A 26037-nucleotide genomic window follows, 5' to 3' on the forward strand; every position below is an offset into this window, starting at 1 on the left:
CCCGTAAGCCAAGCAGAAGTGTGGAAGGGCCCGCTCGGCCCGGACCACGACTCCTAAGAACCCACAGGAGCAATACGTGAGCAAGCGCAGCAAGTCTCTCCGCGCTGCGGACGCCAAGGTCGACCGGGAGAAGCTGTACGCCCCGCTCGAGGCCGTCCGTCTCGCCAAGGAGACCTCCACCTCGAAGTTCGACGGCACCGTCGAGGTCGCCTTCCGCCTGGGCGTTGACCCGCGCAAGGCCGACCAGATGGTCCGTGGCACCGTGAACCTCCCGCACGGCACCGGCAAGACCGCCCGGGTCCTGGTCTTCGCGACCGGCGACCGTGCCGAGGCCGCGCGTGCCGCGGGCGCCGACATCGTCGGCGCCGACGAACTGATCGACGAGGTGTCGAAGGGCCGTCTGGACTTCGACGCCGTCGTCGCCACCCCGGACCTCATGGGCAAGGTCGGCCGCCTCGGCCGCGTGCTCGGTCCCCGCGGTCTCATGCCGAACCCCAAGACCGGCACCGTCACCCCGGACGTCACCAAGGCTGTCAACGACATCAAGGGTGGCAAGATCGAGTTCCGCGTCGACAAGCACTCGAACCTGCACTTCATCATCGGCAAGACGTCCTTCGACGACACCAAGCTGGTGGAGAACTACGGCGCCGCGCTGGACGAGATCCTCCGTCTGAAGCCGTCCGCCGCGAAGGGCCGGTACATCAAGAAGGCCACGATCACCACCACGATCGGCCCCAGCATTCCGCTCGACTCGAACCGCACCCGCAACCTCCTCGTCGAGGAGGACCCGGCGGCGGTCTGAGCCCTCGGGTCGGCCCGTCCGGCCCGCCGCTCACCGAGCACACCCCGAACCCGCCCCCGCGCCTTCCACGGCGCGGGGGCGGGTTTTTTCGTACAGCAGTGTCAGTCAGGTGGGTTACGGTTCAACGGACTTGACTGAGCAGGCGAAACAACCAGGGGTGGGATGCATGGGCATGTCCGCATGGAAGCGCGCGAGTGTCTGCGTGGCGGCCGTGACGGTCGTCGCGGGTGTCACGAGCTGCCAGGCCGGTGACGGGGGCACGAAGGGCAAGGCGGCGGAGCCCAAGGTCCTGTCCCGGGGCGAGGCGACCGAGGTCCTTCAGGCCGCCTTCAAGAAGACGACGGAGGCGAAGTCCGCCAAGGTCCGGATGACCATGTCGATGCCCGCGAGCATGCAGGGCATGGGGGACATGGCGGGCGCCGCGGGCGACGGCACCATGGAGATGACCGGAGTCCAGGGCTGGGACCCCGCGGTCATGGATATGACCATCAAGGGATCCGACCTCGCGGGGCTCGATTCCGACGGGCCCTCCGAGATCCGCATGATCATGCTGGACAACGTCATGTACGCGGACATGGGTGCGAAGCAGGCCGCCGAGATGGACGGCAAGCGCTGGATGAAGCTGGACTTCCGGGCCATTGCCGAGGAGGCCGGGAGCAAGGAACTGCAGAAGCAGATCACCGGCAGCCTGGAGAGCATGAACCAGGACCCGGCCCAGCAGCTGGCCCTGCTGCTCGAGTCGCCGAACCTGAAGCACGTCGGCCCGCAGAAGGTCGACGGCGTCCAGGCGCAGCGCTACAAGGGCACCCTGACCTTCGAGGAGATCGTCAAGGGCAACGGGTCCCTCGACTTCCTCTCCGAGGAGGAGCGCGAGGAGCTCATCGCCAACGCCGAGAAGTCGGGCGTGAAGGGCTACGACACCGAGGTCTGGGTCAACGAGGACGATTACCCGGTCAAGATGGTCCTCGGCATGAAGTCGGACGAGGGCACGGTCGACATCACCACGCACTACTCCGACTACGGGGCCCGGGCGACGGTCGAGGCACCGCCGGCCAAGGACACGGTCGACCTCTTCGAGATGCTGCAGGGCCTCGGAGAAGGGCTCTCGGACATCGGAGCGGACGCCGGGGCCGACGTCTGAGTGCCGGAACCGTTCCGACGGTTCGACCGTCAGGAGAGGCCGTCCTGACGGTCCGTCGTCCGTCCCGAAGATCCGTCCCGAACGTCCCGGCGGGACCGGATTTGCCTCATGGCGATCCGGTCCCGTACTCTCCACAAGAAGCCAAAGACCGCTGGTCGTTGCCGCTCGCTCGCAAGAGGGTGCGGTGGCCGAAGGATCCGCTGAACTGCGGACGACCCGCGCAGGTGTCAGTGGAAGAGTTCCCGGACTTCGCGACCGCGAGGAAGCGAATACCGGTTGAGCCTCGCCCCGTGCGCCTGCGCCCGGGGCGTTTCGTTTTCCCCAGTCCTCCTTCGGGTCCGCGCGGTCCGAATCACCCGGAAGGAGGCCGAAACTCTATGGCGAGGCCCGACAAGGCTGCCGCGGTCGCCGAGCTGACGGATCAGTTCCGCAACTCGAGCGCCGCTGTGCTGACCGAGTACCGCGGTCTCACCGTGGCCCAGCTCAAGCAGCTGCGCCGTTCGCTCGGTGAGAACGCCCAGTACGCCGTGGTGAAGAACACGCTGACCAAGATCGCGGCCAACGAGGCCGGGATCACGACGCTGGACGACCTGTTCAACGGTCCGACGGCAGTCGCCTTCGTCACCGGTGACCCGGTGGAGTCGGCGAAGGGTCTTCGTGACTTCGCCAAGGACAACCCGAATCTCGTCATCAAGGGCGGTGTCCTTGACGGCAAGGCGCTGTCCGCCGACGAGATCAAGAAGCTCGCGGACCTCGAGTCCCGCGAGGTTCTGCTCTCCAAGCTGGCGGGTGCCTTCAAGGGCAAGCAGTCCCAGGCTGCTCAGCTCTTCCAGGCGCTTCCGTCGAAGCTCGTCCGCACCGTGGACGCGCTTCGCGCCAAGCAGGACGAGCAGGGCGGTGCCGAGTAATTCGGCTCGCTTTCCGGCCCTCGCCGACATGAGGCAAGGGTCATAGCGGGCCCGACGTACGCCCGCCTCACCCAGTACACCCGGCACCTGCCGATTTAGTGGAAGGACCGCCATCATGGCGAAGCTCACCCAGGACGAGCTGCTGGCCCAGTTCGAGGGCATGACCCTCATCGAGCTCTCCGAGTTCGTGAAGGCATTCGAGGAGAAGTTCGACGTCACCGCCGCCGCCGCGGTCGCCGTGGCCGGCCCCGCCGCCCCGGGCGCCCCGGTCGAGGCCGAGGCCGAGCAGGACGAGTTCGACGTCATCCTCACGGGTGCCGGCGACAAGAAGATCCAGGTCATCAAGGTCGTGCGCGAGCTGACCTCCCTCGGCCTGAAGGAGGCCAAGGACCTGGTCGACGGTGCGCCGAAGGCCGTCGTCGAGAAGGTCAACAAGGAAGCCGCTACGAAGGCCAAGGAGGCCCTCGAGGGCGCCGGCGCCTCCGTCGAGGTCAAGTAAGACCTTCCGGGTCCGACAGGACTCCCGCGGTCCGGCAGCGCCGGATCCGCACCGCGTCCACCAGGGCGTGTAACGCGTAAGTGCCGAGGAGCGATCATCCATCCGGGTGGTCGCTCCTCGGTGTCTCCGGGACCGGTGGCGGTTGCCTCGAACCCGGGACGGCGGGGGGTAGGGTGATCTTCGTCGTGGCCCTGTGCGGGCCACGAAGGATCGCCTGTCGAAAGGTGGTTCGGGCAAGGGGGCCTTGACGAACCGCACGTGGCGCGCAATTCTCAGGACGCGTCGTCACAAGGATCCGAATCCGAGGCATGGATCGGCGACGAAGAGGGCAGTATCACGGTGCGCTGAGGGCATGACCGTGTCACAGGAGTTGAGAGCAACGAGGGCCTCCGAGGGTCTTGAAAACCCGCACTGGACATCAGTGTGCCAAGTGGCTACACTGACCCTTTGCGCTGCCTGTTAGCTGTCCCCTGCCCGTCACCAGGGGCATGCCCTCACTTGAGCACTGACGATCAGAGCCTCTCTGACCTGGCCTTTTCCGCCGGGAAGCGAAGTGTCTGCCGTGGTGTCCCGTGGGGGGCCGGTACGCGCGTAGTGAGTCCGAGCCCTCGGAAGGACCCCCTCTTGGCCGCCTCGCGCAATGCCTCGACCGCGAATACGAACAACGCTGCCAGCACTGCCCCGCTGCGCATCTCTTTTGCAAAGATCAAGGAGCCCCTCGAGGTTCCGAACCTTCTCGCGCTGCAGACCGAGAGCTTCGACTGGCTGCTCGGCAACGACGCCTGGAAGGCTCGCGTCGAGGACGCTCTGGAGAACGGTCAGGACGTCCCCACCAAGTCCGGACTGGAGGAGATCTTCGAGGAGATCTCCCCGATCGAAGACTTCTCCGGGTCGATGTCGCTGACCTTCCGCGACCACCGCTTCGAGCCGCCCAAGAACTCCATCGACGAGTGCAAGGACCGCGACTTCACGTATGCGGCGCCGCTCTTCGTCACCGCCGAGTTCACCAACAACGAGACCGGCGAGATCAAGTCCCAGACCGTCTTCATGGGCGACTTCCCGCTCATGACGAACAAGGGCACCTTCGTCATCAACGGCACCGAGCGTGTCGTGGTGTCGCAGCTGGTCCGTTCGCCGGGTGTCTACTTCGACTCCAGCATCGACAAGACGTCCGACAAGGACATCTTCTCCGCCAAGATCATCCCGTCCCGGGGTGCCTGGCTGGAGATGGAGATCGACAAGCGCGACATGGTCGGCGTCCGCGTCGACCGCAAGCGCAAGCAGTCCGTCACCGTCCTGCTCAAGGCGCTCGGCTGGACCACCGAGCAGATCCTCGAGGAGTTCGGCGAGTACGAGTCCATGCGCGCCACCCTGGAGAAGGACCACACCCAGGGCCAGGACGACGCGCTGCTCGACATCTACCGCAAGCTGCGTCCGGGCGAGCCCCCCACCCGTGAGGCCGCGCAGACGCTGCTCGAGAACCTCTACTTCAACCCCAAGCGCTACGACCTGGCCAAGGTCGGCCGCTACAAGGTCAACAAGAAGCTGGGTGCCGACGCGCCGCTCGACGCGGGCGTGCTGACCGTCGAGGACGTCATCTCGACGATCAAGTACCTGGTGAAGCTGCACGCCGGCGAGATCGAGACCGTCGGTGACAGCGGCCAGACGATCGTCGTCGAGACGGACGACATCGACCACTTCGGCAACCGCCGCCTGCGCAGCGTCGGCGAGCTCATCCAGAACCAGGTCCGTACGGGTCTGGCCCGTATGGAGCGCGTCGTGCGTGAGCGCATGACCACGCAGGACGTCGAGGCGATCACGCCGCAGACCCTGATCAACATCCGGCCGGTCGTCGCCTCCATCAAGGAGTTCTTCGGCACCAGCCAGCTGTCGCAGTTCATGGACCAGAACAACCCGCTGTCCGGGCTGACGCACAAGCGTCGTCTGTCCGCGCTCGGCCCGGGTGGTCTCTCCCGTGAGCGGGCCGGCTTCGAGGTCCGTGACGTGCACCCCTCGCACTACGGCCGCATGTGCCCGATCGAGACGCCCGAAGGCCCGAACATCGGTCTGATCGGCTCGCTCGCCTCCTACGGCCGGGTCAACGCGTTCGGTTTCGTCGAGACCCCCTACCGCAATGTGAGCGACGGCCAGGTCACCGACGACGTCGACTACCTGACCGCAGACGAGGAGGACCGCTTCGTCATCGCGCAGGCCAACGCCCCGCTGAGTGACGACATGCGGTTCGCCGAGGCCCGCGTACTGGTCCGCCGCAAGGGCGGCGAGGTCGACTACGTCAGCCCCGACGAGGTCGACTACATGGACGTCTCGCCGCGCCAGATGGTGTCGGTCGCGACCGCCATGATCCCCTTCCTGGAGCACGACGACGCCAACCGTGCCCTCATGGGCGCGAACATGATGCGTCAGGCCGTGCCGCTGATCAGGTCCGAGTCCCCGCTCGTCGGCACCGGCATGGAGTACCGCTCCGCCGCCGACGCCGGTGACGTGGTCAAGGCCGAGAAGGCGGGTGTGGTCCAGGAGGTCTCCGCGGACTACATCACCACGACCAACGACGACGGCACGTACATCACGTACCGCCTGGCCAAGTTCGCCCGCTCCAACCAGGGCACCTCGGTCAACCAGAAGGTCATCGTCAACGAGGGCGACCGCGTCATCGAAGGCCAGGTCCTGGCCGACGGTCCGGCCACCGAGAACGGCGAGATGGCGCTCGGCAAGAACCTGCTGGTCGCGTTCATGCCGTGGGAGGGTCACAACTACGAGGACGCGATCATCCTGTCGCAGCGCCTCGTCCAGGACGACGTCCTCTCCTCGATCCACATCGAGGAGCACGAGGTCGACGCCCGTGACACCAAGCTCGGCCCCGAGGAGATCACCCGGGACATCCCGAACGTCTCCGAGGAGGTCCTCGCCGACCTCGACGAGCGCGGCATCATCCGCATCGGTGCCGAGGTCGTCGCCGGTGACATCCTCGTCGGCAAGGTCACGCCCAAGGGTGAGACCGAGCTGACCCCCGAGGAGCGCCTGCTGCGCGCGATCTTCGGCGAAAAGGCCCGCGAGGTCCGCGACACCTCGCTGAAGGTGCCGCACGGCGAGATCGGCAAGATCATCGGCGTGCGCGTCTTCGACCGTGAGGAGGGCGACGAGCTTCCCCCCGGTGTGAACCAGCTGGTGCGCGTCTACGTCGCGCAGAAGCGCAAGATCACCGACGGTGACAAGCTCGCCGGCCGTCACGGCAACAAGGGCGTCATCTCGAAGATCCTGCCGATCGAGGACATGCCGTTCCTGGAGGACGGCACCCCGGTCGACATCATCCTCAACCCCCTCGGTGTGCCGTCCCGAATGAACCCGGGACAGGTCCTGGAGATCCACCTCGGCTGGCTCGCCAGCCGCGGCTGGGACGTCTCCGGCCTCGCCGAGGAATGGGCCGAGCGCCTGCAGACCATCGGCGCCGACAAGGTGGAGCCCGGTACCAACGTCGCCACCCCCGTCTTCGACGGTGCGCGCGAGGACGAGCTGGCCGGCCTGCTGCAGCACACCATCCCGAACCGGGACGGCGAGCGCATGGTGCTCCCCACCGGCAAGGCGAGGCTGTTCGACGGCCGCTCCGGCGAGCCGTTCCCGGAGCCGATCTCGGTCGGCTACATGTACATCCTCAAGCTGCACCACCTGGTCGACGACAAGCTGCACGCCCGCTCGACCGGTCCGTACTCGATGATCACCCAGCAGCCGCTGGGTGGTAAGGCCCAGTTCGGCGGCCAGCGCTTCGGTGAGATGGAGGTGTGGGCGCTGGAGGCGTACGGCGCCGCTTACGCCCTCCAGGAGCTGCTGACCATCAAGTCCGACGACGTGACCGGCCGAGTGAAGGTCTACGAGGCCATCGTCAAGGGCGAGAACATCCCCGAGCCGGGCATCCCCGAGTCCTTCAAGGTCCTCATCAAGGAGATGCAGTCCCTGTGCCTCAACGTGGAGGTGCTGTCCTCGGACGGCATGTCCATCGAGATGCGCGACACCGACGAGGACGTCTTCCGCGCTGCGGAGGAGCTCGGCATCGACCTGTCCCGGCGCGAGCCGAGCAGCGTCGAAGAGGTCTGACGGGAGTTGTGGCCAGGAGGTTCGGCGATGAAGATCCCTGAACCTCCGGCCGGCCCCAGGACCCCCGTATCAGACCCCATGACTTACAACCCTGAGAGGGATTGACGCATAGTGCTCGACGTCAACTTCTTCGATGAGCTCCGGATCGGCCTGGCCACCGCGGACGACATCCGTCAGTGGAGCCACGGCGAGGTCAAGAAGCCCGAGACCATCAACTACCGCACCCTCAAGCCCGAGAAGGACGGACTCTTCTGCGAGAAGATCTTCGGTCCGACCCGGGACTGGGAGTGCTACTGCGGCAAGTACAAGCGTGTCCGCTTCAAGGGCATCATCTGTGAGCGCTGTGGCGTCGAGGTCACGCGCGCCAAGGTGCGCCGTGAGCGGATGGGCCACATCGAGCTCGCCGCGCCCGTCACGCACATCTGGTACTTCAAGGGCGTTCCGTCGCGCCTCGGCTACCTGCTCGACCTCGCCCCGAAGGACCTGGAGAAGGTCATCTACTTCGCGGCGTACATGATCACGTTCGTCGACGAGGAGCGCCGCACCCGCGACCTGCCCTCGCTGGAGGCGCACGTCTCCGTCGAGCGTCAGCAGGTGGAGAACCGTCGCGACGCCGACCTGGAGGCCCGGGCCAAGAAGCTCGAGACCGACCTGGCGGAGCTCGAGGCCGAGGGTGCCAAGGCCGATGTGCGCCGCAAGGTGCGCGAGGGCGCCGAGCGTGAGATGAAGCAGCTGCGCGACCGTGCGCAGCGCGAGATCGACCGCCTCGACGAGGTGTGGAACCGGTTCAAGAACCTCAAGGTCCAGGACCTGGAGGGCGACGAGCTGCTCTACCGCGAGCTGCGTGACCGCTTCGGCACGTACTTCGACGGTTCGATGGGTGCCGCGGCGCTGCAGAAGCGCCTGGAGTCCTTCGACCTCGAGGAGGAGGCCGAGCGTCTCCGCGAGATCATCCGTACCGGCAAGGGCCAGAAGAAGACCCGTGCGCTCAAGCGCCTCAAGGTCGTCTCCGCGTTCCTGCAGACCAGCAACAGCCCCAAGGGCATGGTGCTGGACTGCGTGCCGGTCATCCCGCCGGACCTGCGTCCGATGGTGCAGCTGGACGGTGGCCGCTTCGCGACCTCCGACCTGAACGACCTGTACCGCCGTGTCATCAACCGCAACAACCGCCTGAAGCGGCTTCTCGACCTCGGCGCGCCCGAGATCATCGTGAACAACGAGAAGCGCATGCTCCAGGAGGCCGTCGACGCGCTCTTCGACAACGGCCGTCGCGGCCGCCCGGTGACGGGCCCCGGCAACCGTCCGCTGAAGTCGCTGTCCGACATGCTCAAGGGCAAGCAGGGCCGCTTCCGTCAGAACCTGCTCGGCAAGCGCGTGGACTACTCGGCGCGTTCCGTGATCGTCGTCGGTCCGCAGCTGAAGCTGCACCAGTGCGGTCTGCCGAAGGCGATGGCGCTGGAGCTGTTCAAGCCGTTCGTGATGAAGCGCCTGGTCGACCTGAACCACGCGCAGAACATCAAGAGCGCCAAGCGCATGGTCGAGCGCGGCCGCACGGTCGTGTACGACGTGCTGGAAGAGGTCATCGCGGAGCACCCGGTTCTGCTGAACCGTGCGCCCACGCTGCACCGCCTCGGCATCCAGGCCTTCGAGCCGCAGCTGGTCGAGGGCAAGGCCATCCAGATCCACCCGCTCGTCTGCACCGCGTTCAACGCGGACTTCGACGGTGACCAGATGGCCGTGCACCTGCCGCTGTCCGCGGAGGCGCAGGCCGAGGCCCGCATCCTGATGCTGTCCTCGAACAACATCCTCAAGCCCGCCGACGGCCGTCCGGTGACGATGCCGACCCAGGACATGGTCCTCGGTCTGTTCTTCCTCACCACCGACGGCGAGATGCGCGAGCTCAAGGGCGAGGAGCGTTTCTTCTCCTCGGTCGCCGAGGCGATCATGGCCTTCGACGCGGGCGAGCTGTCGCTCCAGTCGAGGATCGACGTCCGCTTCCCGGTCGGCACCATCCCGCCGCGCGGCTGGATGCCGCCGGCGCGCGAGGAGGGCGAGCCGGAGTGGCAGCAGGGTGACAGCTTCCGGCTGAACACCACGCTGGGCCGCGCGCTCTTCAACGAGCTGCTGCCCGAGGACTACCCGTTCGTCGACTACGAGGTCGGCAAGAAGCAGCTCTCCGAGATCGTCAACGACCTCGCCGAGCGCTACCCGAAGGTCATCGTGGCGGCGACGCTCGACAACCTGAAGGCGGCCGGCTTCCACTGGGCGACCCGTTCCGGCGTCACCGTGGCCATCTCCGACGTCGTCGTTCCCGAGGCGAAGAAGGCGATCGTCCAGGGCTACGAGGCGCAGGACGAGAAGGTCCAGAAGCAGTACGAGCGCGGTCTGATCACCAAGGACGAGCGCACGCAGGAGCTCATCGCGATCTGGACCAAGGCGACCAACGAGGTCGCCGAGGCGATGAACGACAACTTCCCGAAGACCAACCCGATCTTCATGATGGTGAACTCGGGCGCACGAGGCAACATGATGCAGATGCGTCAGATCGCCGGTATGCGTGGTCTGGTGTCGAACGCGAAGAACGAGACGATCCCGCGGCCCATCAAGGCCTCGTTCCGTGAGGGTCTGTCCGTGCTGGAGTACTTCATCTCCACGCACGGTGCCCGTAAGGGTCTGGCGGACACCGCTCTGCGTACCGCCGACTCGGGTTACCTCACCCGTCGTCTGGTCGACGTCTCCCAGGACGTCATCATCCGCGAGGAGGACTGCGGCACCGAGCGCGGTCTGAAGCTGCGGATCGCCAAGCGCGACGCCGACGGGACGCTGCGCAAGACGGACGACGTCGAGACCAGCGTGTACGCCCGCATGCTCGCCGAGGACGTCGTCATCGACGGCAAGGTGATCGCGCCGGCCAACGTGGACCTCGGTGACGTGCTCATCGACCAGCTGGTGCACCACGGCGTCGAGGAGGTCAAGACCCGTTCGATCCTGACCTGCGAGTCCGCCGTCGGCACCTGCGCCATGTGCTACGGCCGTTCGCTGGCCACCGGCAAGCTGGTCGACATCGGTGAGGCGGTCGGCATCATCGCCGCCCAGTCCATCGGTGAGCCCGGCACCCAGCTGACGATGCGTACCTTCCACACCGGTGGTGTGGCCGGTGACGACATCACCCAGGGTCTGCCGCGTGTCGTCGAGCTCTTCGAGGCCCGTACCCCGAAGGGTGTCGCCCCGATCTCCGAGGCCGCCGGCCGCGTCCGGATCGAGGAGACCGAGAAGACGAAGAAGATCGTCGTCACCCCGGACGACGGCAGCGACGAGACGGCGTTCCCGATCTCGAAGCGTGCCCGTCTGCTGGTCGGCGAGGGCGATCACGTCGAGGTGGGCCAGAAGCTCACCGTGGGTGCCACCAACCCGCACGACGTGCTGCGCATCCTGGGTCAGCGGGCCGTCCAGGTCCACCTGGTCGGCGAGGTCCAGAAGGTCTACAACTCGCAGGGTGTGTCGATCCACGACAAGCACATCGAGATCATCATCCGGCAGATGCTCCGCCGTGTGACGATCATCGAGTCCGGCGACGCCGAGCTGCTGCCCGGCGAGCTGGTCGAGCGGTCGAAGTTCGAGACCGAGAACCGTCGTGTGGTGCAGGAGGGCGGTCACCCCGCTTCCGGCCGTCCGCAGCTGATGGGTATCACCAAGGCCTCGCTGGCGACCGAGTCGTGGCTGTCGGCGGCGTCCTTCCAGGAGACGACCAGGGTCCTCACGGACGCGGCGATCAACGCCAAGTCCGACTCCCTGATCGGCCTCAAGGAGAACGTCATCATCGGTAAGCTCATCCCGGCCGGTACGGGTCTGTCCCGCTACCGCAACATCCGGGTCGAGCCGACCGAGGAGGCCAAGGCCGCGATGTACTCGGCCGTCGGTTACGACGACATCGACTACTCGCCGTTCGGCACGGGCTCCGGCCAGGCCGTTCCGCTGGAGGACTACGACTACGGTCCGTACAACCAGTAAGCGAGTCGTCCGACGTACCGCAGGGGCGGTCACTCCCGTTTCGTACGGGGTGGCCGCCCCTGCGGCGTTCTCATGACCTGTACCGGTTTCGTGACGTCCTGCGGTGCCGGAAGACGTCGCGGGGGCGCATGATGGGATGACGTGTGCAGTCGGGGGAGGTACCTGGTGTCGCAGTCGCCGTATCCGTCGTGGCAGCCCTGGCAGGGGCGGGGTGTTCCGCAGCCGTGGGGCGGGCCGGGGGGACCTGTGGGGCCGGGCGGGCCGCCGCAGGGCGGTCCTCCGATGCTGGCCTCGCACGCGGACCGGGAGCGCACCGTGGACGTGCTCCGGGCCGGGTACGCCGAGGGCCGGCTGGACCAGCAGGAGCTCGAGCGGCGCGTGACGCGGGCCTACCAGGCGCGTACGGTGGCGGATCTGACGCTGCTGGTGGCCGATCTGCCGCAGGGCCCGGTACCGCAGACTGCGGCGGTGCAGCACCTCGCTCCCATGGCGCCGCCGACGTTCCTGTCCCGGCCGCCGAAGACCAACGAGAAGGCGGTCGGGGCCCTGGTGTGCGGGGTGCTGTGCCTGGCGACGGGTGGCCTGACCGGCATTCCGGCCGTGATCCTCGGGCACACGGCCCGCGCGGAGATCCGGCGGACGGGCGACGGCGGCGACGCGTACGCGATGACCGGGCTGGTGCTCGGCTGGCTGTCCACGGTCGGCTGGGCCCTGCTGCTCGTGCTGATGGTCCTGCTGGCCGGCGGCTCGTAAAGCTGAGGACCGGGCGCCGTACGGCTGAGGTCCGATCGGGGCCCGGCCGGTGTACGGGCGGGGGCCGGAAGCCCGGAGACCGCCCATTCGAAGATCATTACCCGTGTTCGGGCTTCACGCGCTTCGCGCGGCGATGGGGTGAGGGCCCATTTGTTTTGACCGCAGCCAATGCTATAGGTACGCTCAGACCTTGTGCCTGGGGTGTGCCCTGGCTTCCATGCGTGCCATCACCCGCGTTGGGGGCTGTGAACGGCCATCGCGATCATGCGTTTCCTTCTGCCCTGCGGCGGGAGTCCGCGAGATTCGACACACCCGACCGCGTGGGTCGGTGAATGTTCCAGGTTAGCTTCACCATTCGGCACACAGAAACCGGAGAAGTAGTGCCTACGATCCAGCAGCTGGTCCGGAAGGGCCGGCAGGACAAGGTCGAGAAGAACAAGACGCCCGCACTCGAGGGTTCGCCCCAGCGTCGCGGCGTCTGCACGCGTGTGTTCACGACCACCCCGAAGAAGCCGAACTCGGCCCTGCGCAAGGTCGCGCGTGTGCGTCTGACCAGCGGTATCGAGGTCACTGCTTACATTCCGGGTGAGGGACACAACCTGCAGGAGCACTCCATCGTGCTCGTGCGCGGCGGCCGTGTGAAGGACCTGCCGGGTGTTCGCTACAAGATCATCCGTGGTTCGCTTGACACCCAGGGTGTCAAGAACCGCAAGCAGGCCCGCAGCCGCTACGGCGCCAAGAAGGAGAAGTAAGAATGCCTCGTAAGGGCCCCGCCCCGAAGCGCCCGGTCATCATCGACCCGGTCTACGGTTCTCCTCTTGTCACGTCGCTCATCAACAAGGTGCTGATGAACGGCAAGCGCTCCACCGCCGAGCGCATCGTCTACGGCGCCATGGAGGGCCTTCGCGAGAAGACCGGCAACGACCCGGTCATCACGCTGAAGCGCGCTCTCGAGAACATCAAGCCGACCCTCGAGGTCAAGTCCCGCCGTGTCGGTGGCGCCACCTACCAGGTGCCGATCGAGGTCAAGCCCGGCCGTGCCAACACCCTGGCGCTGCGCTGGCTGGTGGGTTACTCCCGCGCCCGTCGCGAGAAGACCATGACCGAGCGTCTGCTCAACGAACTCCTCGACGCCAGCAACGGCCTCGGTGCCGCGGTGAAGAAGCGCGAGGACACGCACAAGATGGCCGAGTCCAACAAGGCCTTCGCGCACTACCGCTGGTAGTCGCTACCCACATCGAGACCGAGAGAAGACCGAAGCCTTATGGCTACTACTTCACTTGACCTGGCCCATGTCCGCAACATCGGGATCATGGCCCACATCGACGCGGGCAAGACGACCACCACCGAGCGGATCCTGTTCTACACCGGCGTGTCGTACAAGATCGGCGAGACCCACGAGGGTTCCGCCACGATGGACTGGATGGAGCAGGAGCAGGAGCGTGGCATCACGATCACCTCTGCTGCGACCACCTGTCACTGGCCGCTCGAGGACAACGACTACACGATCAACATCATCGACACCCCGGGGCACGTCGACTTCACCGTAGAGGTGGAGCGGTCCCTGCGCGTGCTCGACGGTGCCGTGACCGTGTTCGACGGTGTCGCCGGTGTCGAGCCGCAGTCCGAGACGGTGTGGCGTCAGGCCGACCGTTACGGCGTGCCGCGTATCTGCTTCGTCAACAAGCTTGACCGTACCGGCGCGGAGTTCCACCGCTGCGTCGACATGATCAAGGACCGCCTGGGCGCGCAGCCGCTGGTCATGCAGCTGCCGATCGGTGCCGAGGCCGACTTCAACGGCGTCGTGGACCTGGTCCGCATGAAGGCGTTCGTGTGGTCCGCCGAGGCCGCCAAGGGCGAGATGTACGACGTCGTCGACATCCCGGCCACGCACGCCGAGGCCGCCGAGGAGTGGCGCGGCAAGCTGATCGAGGCCGTCGCGGAGAACGACGAAGAGATCATGGAGCTGTACCTGGAGGGCCAAGAGCCCACCGAGGAGCAGCTGCACGCCGCGATCCGTCGCATCACCATCGCGTCCGGCAAGTCCAGCGACACCACGGTCACCCCGGTGTTCTGCGGCACCGCGTTCAAGAACAAGGGCGTCCAGCCCCTGCTCGACGCGGTCGTGCGCTACCTCCCGACCCCGCTCGACATCGAGGCCATCGAGGGCCACGACGTCAAGGACCCCGAGGTCGTGGTCAAGCGCAAGCCGTCCGAGGACGAGCCGCTGTCGGCCCTCGCGTTCAAGATCGCGAGCGACCCGCACCTCGGCAAGCTCACCTACGTCCGGGTCTACTCGGGCCGCCTGGAGTCCGGCACCGCCGTGCTGAACTCCGTCAAGGGCAAGAAGGAGCGCATCGGCAAGATCTACCGCATGCACGCGAACAAGCGTGAGGAGATCGCGTCGGTGGGCGCCGGTGACATCGTCGCCGTCATGGGCCTGAAGCAGACCACCACCGGTGAGACGCTGTCCGACGACAAGCAGCCGGTGATCCTGGAGTCCATGGACTTCCCGGCGCCGGTCATCCAGGTCGCCATCGAGCCCAAGTCGAAGGGCGACCAGGAGAAGCTGGGCGTCGCGATCCAGCGCCTGGCCGAGGAGGACCCGTCCTTCCAGGTCCACTCGGACGAGGAGACCGGCCAGACCATCATCGGTGGTATGGGCGAGCTGCACCTCGAGGTGCTGGTCGACCGTATGCGCCGTGAGTTCAAGGTCGAGGCCAACGTCGGCAAGCCGCAGGTCGCCTACCGTGAGACGATCCGCAAGGCCGTCGAGCGCGTGGACTACACCCACAAGAAGCAGACCGGTGGTACCGGTCAGTTCGCCAAGGTGCAGATCGCGATCGAGCCCATCGAGGGCGGCGACGCCTCGTACGAGTTCGTGAACAAGGTGACCGGTGGCCGCATCCCGAAGGAGTACATTCCTTCGGTGGACGCCGGCGCGCAGGAGGCCATGCAGTTCGGCATCCTCGCCGGCTACGAGATGACGGGCGTTCGCGTCACGCTCATCGACGGTGGCTACCACGAGGTGGACTCCTCCGAGCTCGCCTTCAAGATCGCCGGTTCGCAGGCCTTCAAGGAGGCCGCGCGCAAGGCTTCGCCCGTGCTCCTCGAGCCGATGATGGCCGTCGAGGTCACCACGCCCGAGGACTACATGGGTGAGGTCATCGGCGACATCAACTCCCGCCGTGGCCAGATCCAGGCCATGGAGGAGCGGGCCGGTGCTCGCGTCGTGAAGGGCCTCGTGCCCCTTTCGGAGATGTTCGGCTACGTCGGGGACCTCCGCAGCAAGACGTCGGGTCGCGCAAGCTACTCGATGCAGTTCGACTCCTACGCCGAGGTTCCGCGGAACGTCGCCGAGGAGATCATCGCGAAGGCCAAGGGCGAGTAACGGTCTCCGTTCACACGCTTTAGGCTTGACCCCGGAGCCTTGCTTGGGGCATTTCACCGAGAACCGGTGGAATGCCCCCGGCCCCGGGCTTTCCAGCAAAGATCACCTGGCGCCGATGAGTAAGGCGTACAGAACCACTCCACAGGAGGACCCCAGTGGCGAAGGCGAAGTTCGAGCGGACTAAGCCGCACGTCAACATCGGCACCATCGGTCACATCGACCACGGTAAGACGACCCTCACGGCCGCCATTACCAAGGTGCTGCACGACGCGTACCCCGACCTGAACGAGGCCTCGGCCTTCGACATGATCGACAAGGCGCCTGAAGAGCGTCAGCGTGGTATCACGATCTCGATCTCGCACGTCGAGTACCAGACCGAGTCGCGTCACTACGCCCACGTCGACTGCCCCGGTCACGCGGACTACATCAAGAACATGATCACGGGTGCGGCGCAGATGGACGGCGCCATCCTCGTGGTCGCCGCGACCGACGGCCCGATGCCGCAGACCAAGGAGCACGTGCTCCTGGCCCGCCAGGTCGGCGTTCCGTACATCGTCGTCGCCCTGAACAAGGCCGACATGGTGGACGACGAGGAGATCCTGGAGCTCGTCGAGCTCGAGGTTCGTGAGCTCCTCTCCGAGTACGAGTTCCCGGGCGACGACGTTCCCGTCGTCAAGGTCTCCGCTCTGAAGGCCCTCGAGGGCGACAAGGAGTGGGGCAACACGGTCCTCGAGCTCATGAAGGCCGTGGACGAGGCCATCCCGCAGCCCGAGCGTGACGTCGACAAGCCGTTCCTCATGCCGGTCGAGGACGTTTTCACGATCACCGGTCGCGGTACGGTCGTCACCGGCCGTATCGAGCGTGGTGTCCTGAAGGTCAACGAGACCGTCGACATCATCGGTATCAAGCAGGACAAGACCACCACCACGGTCACCGGTATCGAGATGTTCCGCAAGCTGCTCGACGAGGGCCAGGCCGGTGAGAACGTCGGTCTGCTGCTTCGCGGCATCAAGCGCGAGGACGTCGAGCGCGGCCAGGTCATCATCAAGCCGGGCTCGGTCACCCCGCACACCGAGTTCGAGGCCCAGGCCTACATCCTGTCGAAGGACGAGGGTGGCCGTCACACCCCCTTCTTCAACAACTACCGCCCGCAGTTCTACTTCCGTACGACGGACGTGACCGGCGTCGTGACCCTCCCCGAGGGCACCGAGATGGTCATGCCGGGTGACAACACCGAGATGAAGGTGGAGCTCATCCAGCCCATCGCCATGGAAGAGGGCCTGAAGTTCGCCATCCGCGAGGGTGGCCGGACCGTGGGCGCCGGCCAGGTCACCAAGATCAACAAGTAAGCTCCGGCTGCTTCTGATCGGACCTGGTAGCTCTTCTGCGAGCACCTGAGAGGGCCCGCACGACTTCGGTCGTGCGGGCCCTTTCGCGTGGTCGGAAACCGGTGGAGTCAACCTCGGTGCCGTGCCTGTCGCTCGATCGCAGGAACCCTTGGCATATGCGGCCGGCGAGTGGCGAGGTGCCCTTAGTTTCGGATCATGGTCAGCTCATCCCATGAGGCCCTGCACCGGATCTTCCAGGAAGATCCAGGCCTCTTCGCCCGTGCCGTCAAAGGCCGCGGAATCCTGTTCGACGTCCCCGTCACGACCTGCACCCTGCCCACCGATCTCACCGAGACGCGCCCGGTGGAGCGGAGGGTCGACACGCTGCTGCGGATGGACACCGCGGACAACGGCAGCTTCGTCCTCGCGGTCGAGTCCCAGGGCAAACAGGACCCGGACAAGCCCGCGAGCTGGGCCTACTACCTCTCGCACCTGTATGCGAAGTACCGCATGCCACCGGTCCTGCTCGTAGTCTGCGCCGACCGGCGCACGGCTGCCTGGGCGGCCCAGCAGGTCGACATCGGTCCGCCGCAGTGGCCCTCGCTCACCCTCCGCCCTCTCGTCCTGGGACCGGACGACCTGCCGGTGATCAACAGCCCGGAAGAGGCCTCGCGCGACATCCCGCTCACGGTCCTGTCCGCGGCTCTGCACCGTGCCGACCCGGCCGCCGATGGCATACTGAAAGCGCTGGCGACGGCGCTGAAAGGCCTGCTGGCCGAGGACGAAAGCACTGCGGGCCTCTTCATCGAACTCACCGAACAAGGCCTCGGCAAGGCGCCGGCGGCAGATTTCTGGAGGTATCTCATGGCCGCCGATCTTTCCTTCTTCCAGTCGGAGACCGCGCAGAACCTCCGTGCGGAGGGCCGGGTGGAGGGCCGGGTGGAGGACATTCTTCGGCTGCTCCAGGGCCGGGGCATCGAGGTGTCGGAGGAGGACCGGGAGCGCGTCACCGGCTGCCGTGACCTGGACACACTGGATGTCTGGTTCACCCGGGCGATCACGGCCACGTCGGCGGCGGAGGTGTTCGCGCCGGAGAGGGACTGAGAGACCGCGCCGGGTGAGCGGTTCGGGGGCGCGCCAGGGTGGTGTCGCACGGTGGTCATTCGCGGAGGCCCGCGAGTTCCACCGCCCGGCGCCGCAGGGCCAGGCCGGCCGGGACGACCGAGGCGAGCACCGCGAGGAACGCGCAGGCGGCCACGACCACCCCGATCGTCGCCCATGGAAGTCCGAGCGTGGGGCGTACCGAGAGCAGCCCCAGCGCCGCCCACATCCCGGCCAGGTTGACCCCGGCGACGACCAGCCCCAGAAGCGCGCCGGCCACCACGACCATCAGCGACTCGGCACCGACCAGCCGCAGCACCTGCCCGTGGGTGGCCCCGGCCAGCCGCAGCACCGCCAGGTCACGGACCCGGTCGGAAGTCGCCATCACCATGGTGTTGACCAGGGAGATCCCGGTGTAGAGCAGGGCGATGCCGAGGACCAGCAGAAGGCCGAGCCGGGTCGGGGGGTCGGACTTGGGAGAGACGGCCGCGACCCACTCGTCCTTGCCGAGAACCTGCCCGCCGGCCGCCCGCACCGCCTCGTGCAGCCCGGCGGCCACGGCCCCGGTGTCGGCGCCGTCGGCGAGGGCGACGTCCACCCGGTCGACGGAGGCGCCGGGGGCGTTGGCGGGAGTGACGTAGACGCCGTTGTCACCGGTGCCGGTGGCCATCACCGCGGCGATCCGCAGCGTCCTCTTCGTGCCGTCCCCGAGCCACACCCGCACACTCCGGCCGACGGAGTGCCGTTCCCACTCCTCGTTGACGATGATCGAACCGTCGTCGAGGCCGGACACCCTTCCCGCGGCGAGCGGCAGCCGGGTGGTGGCGGCCAGGGCCTCGGGGTCGGCGGCGCGCGCGTCGGACTTGAGGAAGGCCATGTCCTCCTCAAGGACGTACACCGTGCTCGACGAGGTCGGTGACACCTCGGCGCCGGGCACGGCGCGCAGCCGCTCCACGGTCCGCGCGTCGAAGCCCGCGCCGTCCGGGGCGGTGACCACGAAGGCGGCGGTGGTCCGCTCGCGCGTCTCGGTGACCTTCGCCTCGTTCAGGGTCGCGGTGGCGCCGAGCAGTGAGCCGGTGAGGGCGACCGTCACCAGCACGGGTGCCGCGAGCGCGGCCGTACGGCGCAGCCCGGCGGCCGCGTTCTCGCGCACCAGCATGCCTGCCGCGCCCGGCAGCCAGGCCGACAGCCGGGTCAGCGGACGCACCAGGACCGGCGCGAGCAGCGCCACCGCGGTGATCAGCAGCATCGGCCGGGTCACATAGGTCTTGCGGTGCAGCAGGTCGCCGGGGTCGTCGGCCAGGGCGATGCCGAGCGTCACCAGGGCGGTCAGCAGCAGTCCCGTACCGAACAGCCACCGGCCCCAGGTCATGGTCCTGGTGTCCACGGAGGCCTCGTGCAGTGCCTGCGCGGGGCCGGTCCGGCCGGCCCGCCAGGATGCCGCGGTCACGCCGCACAGGGCGACGAGGAGCCCTGTCCAGAAGGCCATGTGGTAGGGCCAGGTGTGGTCGCCGATGGTGAACCAGGCCGGCGCCAGTCCGCCGTCGACCACCCACGCGGCCAGGTGCGGCGCGCCGTACGAGCCGAGCACGCAGCCGGCCGTGGAGGCGAGCACGCCGATCCCGAGGGCCTCGGCCAGCACCATCCTGCGGATCTGCCCCGGTGTCGCCCCGGCCGTGCGCAGCAGCCCGAACTCCCGTTGCCGCTGGGCCACCGCGAAGGCGAAGGTGGACGCCACGACGAACACCGAGACGAACGTGGTGACACCGCCGGCCGTGCCGAACAGGGAGTTCGCCGCGGTCAGCGCCTCGCTGTCCCGGTCGGGGTCGGCGTCGGCGTACCGGCGGTCGTCCCCGGTGAGCACGCGCACGCCCGGGTTGCCGCGTACCGCGTTCCGCACCGCCGTCGCGTCCGCGTCGACGACCAACTGCACGCTGAGCGGGGAGAGCCGGGCGGCGCGCGCGTCGGTGTAGAAGACGGCGTCCTCGAAGCCGCGGTCGGGCACGGTGCCCACGACCCGTACGGTGCCCCGGTCCGTGCGGACCCGCTCGCCCGGCTCGGCCCAGCCGCCGGTGACGACGACCTCGTCGGCCGTGCGCGGCGCGCGGCCCGCATCGATCCCGTACGGGGCGAACGCGGCGGTGGACCACGGGTGGCCCACCAGGGCACCGGGCCGGCCCTCGGCACGTACCGCGAAGGACCGGTCCTGGACGACCCGGCCGAGCTTCTCCAGCTTCGAGACCGTCCCGGCGGGCACGGCACGCGGCTGCGCGAGCTCCTGCGTACGGTCGCCGATCGGCGTCGGCACCCGCAGGGTGTCCTGGCCCCGGACCACGACCGCCGCGGCGGCGAACCGCTCCGGCGCGCGGTCGGGCGCGTCCAGTGAGGAGGCGAGCGCCAGTCCCGTCACCGTGAGCAGCGCGACACCGAGCGACAGCGCGACGAAGCTGCCGAGGAAGGTGACCCGGCGAGTGCGCAGGGTGCGCAGGGCGACACTCAGCACGGCATGGCCTCCAGCTCGGTCATGCGCGCGGCGATGCCGCCGGCGCCCGCTCCGACCGATTCACCGTTCACGCGGCCGTCGACGAGGAAGACCACGCGGTCGGCGTAGGAGGCGGCCACCGGGTCGTGCGTGACCATGATGACCGTCTGGCCCTCGCGATCGACCATGCCGCGCAGCAACGCCAGCACCTCGCGGCCGGTCCGCGAGTCGAGGGCGCCGGTGGGTTCGTCGCCGAACAGCACCTCGGGGCGGGTGATCAGCGCGCGGGCCAGGGCGACGCGCTGCTGCTGGCCGCCGGACATCTCCGCGGGCCGGTGCCGGGCCCGGTCTCCGAGGCCGACCCGGGCGAGCGCCCCGCGCACCTGTGCCCGGGAGGGGCGGCGGCCGGCCAGGCGCAGGGGGAGCGCCACGTTCTGTTCGGCGGTCAGCGTCGGCAGCAGGTTGAACGCCTGGAACACGAACCCGATGCGCTCACGGCGCAGCAGGGTCAGCCTCCTCTCGCTCAGTCCGGTCAGCTCGGTGCCGCCGACGGCGACCGATCCCGACGTGGGCCGGTCCAGGCCGGCGGCGCACTGCAGGAGGGTCGACTTGCCCGAGCCGGAGGGGCCCATCACGGCGGTGAAACTGCCCCGGGGGAAGGCGAGGGAGACCTCGTCGAGGGCCGTCACGGTGCTGCCGCCCGACCCGTACCGTCTGCTGACGGAACGCAACCGGATCGCGTCGTCGTTCATTCGTCCCCACTCCTCGGGTGCCGGACCTCCCGCACATCCGGCGGGGCGGCTTCTTCGTCGATGACCCCACGAAACCGTCTGCGGTCACCACGGCGCAGTGCGGCAGAGGCGAGAACCGGGGTAGGGCCGGCCCTACCCCGGGGAGGCGCCCTGGACCGATGGCCCCGCCGTACGCGGCGGTTCTACGGTGGCCCGCATGCACCCTCGGAACGTGTGGCAGGCCATGTCCGCCCCCGGCTTCCTGCTGTCGGCGTGGCCGTGGCGCGCGGCCGCCTACCTGGTGACCGGGGCGGTGGTCGGTGCCGTGACCCTGGTGGGGATCGTGGCCGCGGCGGCCGCCGGCGGTGTTCTCGCCGTCGTGGTGGTGGGCCTGCCGCTGCTGGTCCTCACCGCCCTCGCGGGCATCCCCGTCGCCCAGGTGGAACGGCACCGGCTGCGCCTGGTCGACCGCGACCCCGCACCCGGCCGGCACCGACAGCCCACCGCCGCGGGCCCATGGGCCTGGCTGACCACCCGGCTGCGGGAGCGGGCGACCTGGCGGGAGCTCGGCTACGCCGTGCTGTTCGCCGGTCTGCTCTGGCCGGTGGACGCCCTCGTCGTCACCACCGCCCTGGCCCTGCCGCTCTCCACGGTCGCCACCCCGCTGCTGATGGCCACCGTCGGCGAGGGCGAGGAGGCGAAGGTGCTCAAGCAGTGGACGGTCACCACCTGGCCGACCGCGTTCGGCACGGCGGTGCTGGGACTGCTGCTCCTCGCCCTGGGCGCCTACGCGCTGGGGCTGGCGGCGGGCGCGCGTGCCGAGCTGGCCCGCGTCCTCGTCGCCCCGCGCGACGGTGACCTGGGCGCCAGGGTCGTCGAACTCACCCGGTCCCGCGTGCGGTTGGTGGACGCCTTCGAAGCCGAACGGCGCCGGATCGAACGCGACCTGCACGACGGCGCCCAACAGCGCCTCGTCGCCCTGACGATGGCCCTCGGCCTGGCCCGCCTGGACGCACCGCCAGGCCCCCTCGCCGACCAACTGGCCAAGGCCCACGGGGAGGCGGGAAAGGCGCTGGAGGAGTTGCGCGAGCTGATCCGCGGCATTCATCCCCAGGTGCTCGCCGACTACGGCCTCAAGGCGGCCGTCGACGACGCCGCCGACCGGTCCGTCGTCCCCGTCGACGTCCGTCTGGAGCTGTCCGGGCGGCTGCCCCGAGCGGTCGAGGCCGCCGCCTACTTCGTGGTCTGCGAGGCCCTCGCCAACACGGCCAGGCACAGTGGCGCCGAGCGTGCGGAGGTGACCGGCGGGCACCGTGACGGCCGGCTGTTCCTGGAGATCCGCGACGACGGCCGGGGCGGCGCCGAGGCCGGGGAGGGCAGCGGGCTGACCGGGCTCGCCGACCGGGTGTCCGTCCTGGGTGGCAAACTCTCCCTGTCCAGTCCGCCGGGTGGACCGACCCTGTTGCGCGTGGAGATTCCTTGCGAGTGGACCGAACGCTTCGCGTAGTACTGGCCGAGGACAGCGTGCTGCTGCGGGACGGTCTGATCGGCCTGCTCGGCCGCTGCGGACACGAGGTCGTGGCGGCGGTGGGCGACGCGGAGGCGCTGATCGGGGCCGTGGAGGAGCACACCCCGGACATCGTCGTGACGGACGTCCGCATGCCGCCCGGCTTCCAGGACGAGGGCCTGCACGCGGCGGTGCGGCTGCGGGAGCGGCGCCCCACCCTGCCCGTCCTCGTCCTCAGCCAGTACGTCCAGCGGGCCTACGCCGCCGAACTGCTGGACTCCGGTGACGGCACGGGCGTCGGCTACCTGCTGAAGGACCGCGTCGGCCAGGTCGAGGAGTTCGTCGACGCGCTGGCCGAGGTCGCGGACGGCGGCACGGTCGTCGACCCGGAGGTGGTACGCCAGTTGCTGCGCCGCCGCCGGGACCCCCTGGAGCGGCTCAGCCCGCGTGAGCGCGAGGTGCTGGCCCTGATCGCGGAGGGCAGGTCCAACGGCGCCATCGCCCGCGAACTCGTCGTCTCCGAGGCGGCCGTGGGCAAGCACATCGGCAGCATCCTCGCCAAGCTCGACCTGCCCCCGGCGACCGAGACCCACCGCAGGGTGCTGGCGGTCCTGGCATATCTGCGGGCCTGACGGGGCGTACCGCGAGTATCCGTATCCGGCGACCGGCCCGTGACACCGGGCTGTCCGCCCCGTGCCGTCACCGGGTGGACCGGGAGTGGGCCGAGGCGGCCGTCGGTACGCGCTGCGCGAGCCGACGAGTGAGCTCGCTGATCCGACCTGACAGCTCTCCACCGCGGTACCGCTTGCCTCCGGCTCTCCTCGTCGTCCGCGCGGACCGGGGGCGCGAACCCGGATGCGCTGTGACGGCGCCGGCGGCCACCACGGCGGCGTACTCTTCGGCGGGGCCGAAGAGTTCCTCCGCCGGCTGTTCCGTCTCGGTGACTGCCTCGGCAACCTCCGCCGGCACACGATTCACCAGCTCGCGCGGCACGCTGTGCACGAGGGCGAGTTCCCGTTCCAGCTTGTCGGCCCAGGTGTCCCGGTCGCTGTGACCCGGGCGGGTACCGGCGGCGGTCTTCGTCATCGGTTTTTCTCCTGTTCATGAGCTGTGCCGGCGGGGCCGGCCGTGTCCGCCGCCACCGTGTCGACCGCCGTGCGGAAGCCCTGCCATGCCCGGCGTTCCCGTGCCAGCCGCTCCCGTCCCGCATCGGTCAGCCGGTAGTACTTCCGGCCGGGGCCGCCCTCTCCCGGGGCCCATCGGACCTCGACCGCACCGTCGTCGGCGAGCCGCGTCAGTGCCGGGTACAGCACGGCTCCCTTGACCGTGCCGAGTCCCGATTCCTCGAGCTGTCGGAGCAGCGCGTACCCGTAACTCTCTCCGCGCTCCAGCGTGGCCAGAAGGCACAGCGGCAGGACGGCGCGGAGCCATGCGGGCTGGATGTCGCCCATGCATCGACCCTCCCTACGATCACGACTAGTCTGAAATTCGGAATAGTCGAGTGTCGCGAGTACGCGCAGAGCGAGGTCATGGGACGCGAGCCGCCAGGGCGTGGGCGCCGGGCCCGCTGATCGCCGGACGCTCAGGCCGGAGGCCGGTGACCGCCGGCCCAGGGAGTGATGCGGGCGGTGTGGGCAGGTGCGGCAACGGGGGTACCCGGACCCGGTCAGCTGTCCCGGGTTCCGTACGAAGGGTCTCGAATGGCGGACAGTCGTGTCAGATCCTTGGCCTTCCGCTTTACACATGAGTAACACTGAAGGGTCGACTGCTGTACGGAGAAGCCCCCTGGCGGTCGCCGTCCTGCGCGAGGCAATGGCGCCGCGCGCCCATCACCGGGCCCGTTCCGGTGTCAGCCGCGCCAGAAAGGGACCCCGTGACCTCACGACCCGACCGCAGCACAGCACTCGCCCACCTGCACGCCGAAATCGTCCGCCGCAATCCGGCGGAACACGAGTTCCACCAGGCCGCACGTGAGGTGCTGGACAGCCTCGGGCCGGCGCTTGCGGCGCGCTCCGAGTACCGGGACCCGGGGCTCGTCGAGCGGCTGATCGAGCCGGAGCGGCAGATCATCTTCCGGGTGCCGTGGCAGGACGACCAGGGCTGCGTCCACGTCAACCGCGGCTTCCGGATCGAATACAACAGCGCCCTGGGCCCGTACAAGGGCGGCCTGCGCTTCCACCCCTCCGTGAACCTGGGGATCATCAAGTTCCTCGGCTTCGAGCAGGTCTTCAAGAACGCGCTGACCGGGCTCGGCATCGGCGGCGGCAAGGGCGGCAGCGACTTCGACCCGCAGGGCCGCAGCGACGCGGAGGTCATGCGCTTCTGCCAGTCCTTCATGACGGAGCTGTACCGGCACATCGGCGAGTACACCGACGTGCCCGCGGGTGACATCGGCGTCGGCTCGCGCGAGATCGGCTACCTGTTCGGCCAGTACCGGCGGATCACCAACCGCTGGGAGGGCGGCGTCCTGACCGGCAAGCGCGCCGGCTGGGGCGGCTCGCTGATCCGGCCGGAGGCGACCGGGTACGGCAACGTGCTGTTCGCCGAGGCGATGCTGCACGAGCGCGGCGAGGACCTCGAGGGCCAGACCGCGGTCGTCTCCGGCTCCGGGAACGTCGCGCTCTACACCATCCAGAAGCTGATCGCCCTCGGCGCCAACCCGGTGACCTGCTCCGACTCCAGCGGCTACGTCGTCGACGAGAAGGGCATCGACCTGGAGCTGCTCTGCCAGATCAAGGAGGTCGAGCGCGGCCGGGTGAGCACGTACGCCGAGCGGCGCGGCTCCTCCGCGCGGTTCGTGCCCGGCGGGCGGGTCTGGGAGGTCCCGGCCGACCTCGCCCTGCCGTCGGCCACGCAGAACGAGCTGGACGAGGACGCGGCCGCCACGCTCATCCGCAACGGTGTGAAGGCCGTCTCGGAGGGCGCGAACATGCCCACGACACCGAAGGCCGTGCAGCTCCTCCAGCAGGCCGGAGTCGCCTTCGGCCCCGGCAAGGCGGCGAACGCGGGAGGGGTCGCGGTCAGCGCCCTGGAGATGACGCAGAACGCGTCGCGTACGACGTGGAAGGCCGACCAGGTCGAGAACGAGCTGGCCCGCATCATGACCGACATCCACAACACGTGCGCCGAGACCGCAGAGCGCTACGGCTCCCCCGGCGACTACGTCACGGGCGCCAACATCGCCGGCTTCGAGCGGGTCGCGGACGCGGTGCTGGCACAGGGCGTCATCTGACGGTGCCGGACCGTCACCGGCGGGGGGAGGCGCCGGCCCTT

At 68.6% G+C, this 26037-nt stretch carries 19 protein-coding genes; 15 read left to right on the top strand and 4 right to left on the bottom strand.

What is annotated here, in order from left to right:
* Nucleotides 1-76 precede the first annotated feature (76 nt).
* The 12 genes from rplA to OHB56_RS25310 all read left to right on the top strand — a co-directional run bounded on the left by rplA (nucleotide 77) and on the right by OHB56_RS25310 (nucleotide 18047).
* Nucleotides 77-802 (top strand): 50S ribosomal protein L1, encoded by a 726-nt coding sequence (rplA, locus tag OHB56_RS25255; RefSeq protein WP_406355783.1) that lies wholly within the window; start codon nucleotides 77-79, stop codon nucleotides 800-802.
* Between the two features lie 166 nt (nucleotides 803-968).
* Nucleotides 969-1943: a hypothetical protein gene (locus OHB56_RS25260; RefSeq protein ID WP_326754251.1), complete on the top strand. Its 975-nt coding sequence runs from the start codon at nucleotides 969-971 to the stop codon at nucleotides 1941-1943.
* 377 nt (nucleotides 1944-2320) lie between these two features.
* The gene (rplJ, locus tag OHB56_RS25265; protein ID WP_055592515.1) at nucleotides 2321-2851 is read left to right on the top strand and encodes a 50S ribosomal protein L10; all 531 of its coding nucleotides are present in this window, start codon (nucleotides 2321-2323) and stop codon (nucleotides 2849-2851) included.
* 115 nt (nucleotides 2852-2966) lie between these two features.
* Nucleotides 2967-3350: a 50S ribosomal protein L7/L12 gene (gene rplL, locus OHB56_RS25270; RefSeq protein WP_326754252.1), complete on the top strand. Its 384-nt coding sequence runs from the start codon at nucleotides 2967-2969 to the stop codon at nucleotides 3348-3350.
* A 624-nt stretch (nucleotides 3351-3974) separates the two neighbouring features.
* Nucleotides 3975-7460 carry a DNA-directed RNA polymerase subunit beta gene (gene rpoB, locus OHB56_RS25275; RefSeq protein ID WP_326754253.1) on the top strand — a complete coding sequence of 1162 codons (3486 nt, stop codon included), beginning with the start codon at nucleotides 3975-3977 and terminating at the stop codon, nucleotides 7458-7460.
* A gap of 111 nt (nucleotides 7461-7571) precedes the next feature.
* Nucleotides 7572-11471 carry a DNA-directed RNA polymerase subunit beta' gene (locus OHB56_RS25280; protein ID WP_326754254.1) on the top strand — a complete coding sequence of 1300 codons (3900 nt, stop codon included), beginning with the start codon at nucleotides 7572-7574 and terminating at the stop codon, nucleotides 11469-11471.
* A 165-nt stretch (nucleotides 11472-11636) separates the two neighbouring features.
* Nucleotides 11637-12224 (top strand): DUF1707 and DUF4190 domain-containing protein, encoded by a 588-nt coding sequence (locus OHB56_RS25285; RefSeq protein ID WP_406355786.1) that lies wholly within the window; start codon nucleotides 11637-11639, stop codon nucleotides 12222-12224.
* 380 nt (nucleotides 12225-12604) lie between these two features.
* Nucleotides 12605-12976 carry a 30S ribosomal protein S12 gene (rpsL, locus tag OHB56_RS25290; RefSeq protein WP_003948652.1) on the top strand — a complete coding sequence of 124 codons (372 nt, stop codon included), beginning with the start codon at nucleotides 12605-12607 and terminating at the stop codon, nucleotides 12974-12976.
* Between the two features lie 2 nt (nucleotides 12977-12978).
* Nucleotides 12979-13449 (top strand): 30S ribosomal protein S7, encoded by a 471-nt coding sequence (rpsG, locus tag OHB56_RS25295; protein ID WP_055597737.1) that lies wholly within the window; start codon nucleotides 12979-12981, stop codon nucleotides 13447-13449.
* Between the two features lie 39 nt (nucleotides 13450-13488).
* Nucleotides 13489-15615 (top strand): elongation factor G, encoded by a 2127-nt coding sequence (gene fusA, locus OHB56_RS25300; protein ID WP_326754256.1) that lies wholly within the window; start codon nucleotides 13489-13491, stop codon nucleotides 15613-15615.
* Between the two features lie 155 nt (nucleotides 15616-15770).
* Complete coding sequence (tuf, locus tag OHB56_RS25305; RefSeq protein WP_326754257.1) at nucleotides 15771-16964, top strand: elongation factor Tu; 1194 nt, start codon at nucleotides 15771-15773, stop codon at nucleotides 16962-16964.
* A gap of 195 nt (nucleotides 16965-17159) precedes the next feature.
* Complete coding sequence (locus tag OHB56_RS25310) at nucleotides 17160-18047, top strand: hypothetical protein (RefSeq protein WP_326754258.1); 888 nt, start codon at nucleotides 17160-17162, stop codon at nucleotides 18045-18047.
* Between the two features lie 55 nt (nucleotides 18048-18102).
* Here the strand turns inward: OHB56_RS25310 and OHB56_RS25315 are convergent, their stop codons facing one another.
* Together OHB56_RS25315 and OHB56_RS25320 are read right to left on the bottom strand one after the other, a co-directional pair.
* Complete coding sequence (locus OHB56_RS25315; RefSeq protein ID WP_326754259.1) at nucleotides 18103-20547, bottom strand: FtsX-like permease family protein; 2445 nt, start codon at nucleotides 20545-20547, stop codon at nucleotides 18103-18105.
* Nucleotides 20541-21278, bottom strand: coding sequence for an ABC transporter ATP-binding protein (locus OHB56_RS25320; protein WP_406355789.1), 738 nt, complete (start codon nucleotides 21276-21278; stop codon nucleotides 20541-20543). The genes OHB56_RS25315 and OHB56_RS25320 overlap by 7 nt, the downstream gene beginning before the upstream one ends.
* A 196-nt stretch (nucleotides 21279-21474) precedes the next feature.
* On the opposite strand from OHB56_RS25320, the gene OHB56_RS25325 reads away from it, so the two are divergent.
* On the top strand, nucleotides 21475-22764 hold the full coding sequence (locus OHB56_RS25325) for a sensor histidine kinase (protein WP_406355791.1): 1290 nt from the start codon (nucleotides 21475-21477) through the stop codon (nucleotides 22762-22764).
* The gene (locus OHB56_RS25330) at nucleotides 22737-23396 is read left to right on the top strand and encodes a response regulator transcription factor (protein WP_326754262.1); all 660 of its coding nucleotides are present in this window, start codon (nucleotides 22737-22739) and stop codon (nucleotides 23394-23396) included. Before OHB56_RS25325 ends, OHB56_RS25330 begins: the two co-directional genes overlap by 28 nt.
* Nucleotides 23397-23463: 67 nt before the next feature.
* Here OHB56_RS25330 and OHB56_RS25335 read toward each other — a convergent pair whose 3' ends face one another.
* Together OHB56_RS25335 and OHB56_RS25340 are read right to left on the bottom strand one after the other, a co-directional pair.
* Complete coding sequence (locus OHB56_RS25335) at nucleotides 23464-23850, bottom strand: hypothetical protein (RefSeq protein WP_406355793.1); 387 nt, start codon at nucleotides 23848-23850, stop codon at nucleotides 23464-23466.
* The gene (locus OHB56_RS25340) at nucleotides 23847-24215 is read right to left on the bottom strand and encodes a PadR family transcriptional regulator (protein ID WP_406355795.1); all 369 of its coding nucleotides are present in this window, start codon (nucleotides 24213-24215) and stop codon (nucleotides 23847-23849) included. Before OHB56_RS25340 ends, OHB56_RS25335 begins: the two co-directional genes overlap by 4 nt.
* 422 nt (nucleotides 24216-24637) lie before the next feature.
* Here OHB56_RS25340 and gdhA point away from each other — a divergent pair, with 422 nt between their 5' ends.
* Entirely contained in the window at nucleotides 24638-25996 is a 1359-nt protein-coding gene (gene gdhA / locus OHB56_RS25345) for an NADP-specific glutamate dehydrogenase (RefSeq protein WP_326754264.1), read from the top strand.
* Nucleotides 25997-26037: the final 41 nt, after the last annotated feature.

Origin of the sequence: Streptomyces sp. NBC_01635, from assembly GCF_045209715.1 — a bacterium.
Classification (GTDB): Bacteria; Actinomycetota; Actinomycetes; order Streptomycetales; family Streptomycetaceae; genus Streptomyces; species Streptomyces hirsutus.

Bases quoted from the DNA above. Each gene is read 5' to 3' on its own strand.
- rpsG (WP_055597737.1), top strand. From the start codon at position 12,979: ATGCCTCGTAAGGGCCCCGCCCCGAAGCGCCCGGTCATCATCGACCCG.
- rplL (WP_326754252.1), top strand. From the start codon at position 2,967: ATGGCGAAGCTCACCCAGGACGAGCTGCTGGCCCAGTTCGAGGGCATG.
- OHB56_RS25335 (WP_406355793.1), bottom strand. From the start codon at position 23,850: ATGACGAAGACCGCCGCCGGTACCCGCCCGGGTCACAGCGACCGGGAC.
- OHB56_RS25325 (WP_406355791.1), top strand. From the start codon at position 21,475: ATGCACCCTCGGAACGTGTGGCAGGCCATGTCCGCCCCCGGCTTCCTG.
- OHB56_RS25260 (WP_326754251.1), top strand. From the start codon at position 969: ATGGGCATGTCCGCATGGAAGCGCGCGAGTGTCTGCGTGGCGGCCGTG.
- OHB56_RS25320 (WP_406355789.1), bottom strand. From the start codon at position 21,278: ATGAACGACGACGCGATCCGGTTGCGTTCCGTCAGCAGACGGTACGGG.
- OHB56_RS25310 (WP_326754258.1), top strand. From the start codon at position 17,160: ATGGTCAGCTCATCCCATGAGGCCCTGCACCGGATCTTCCAGGAAGAT.
- OHB56_RS25340 (WP_406355795.1), bottom strand. From the start codon at position 24,215: ATGGGCGACATCCAGCCCGCATGGCTCCGCGCCGTCCTGCCGCTGTGC.
- fusA (WP_326754256.1), top strand. From the start codon at position 13,489: ATGGCTACTACTTCACTTGACCTGGCCCATGTCCGCAACATCGGGATC.
- rplJ (WP_055592515.1), top strand. From the start codon at position 2,321: ATGGCGAGGCCCGACAAGGCTGCCGCGGTCGCCGAGCTGACGGATCAG.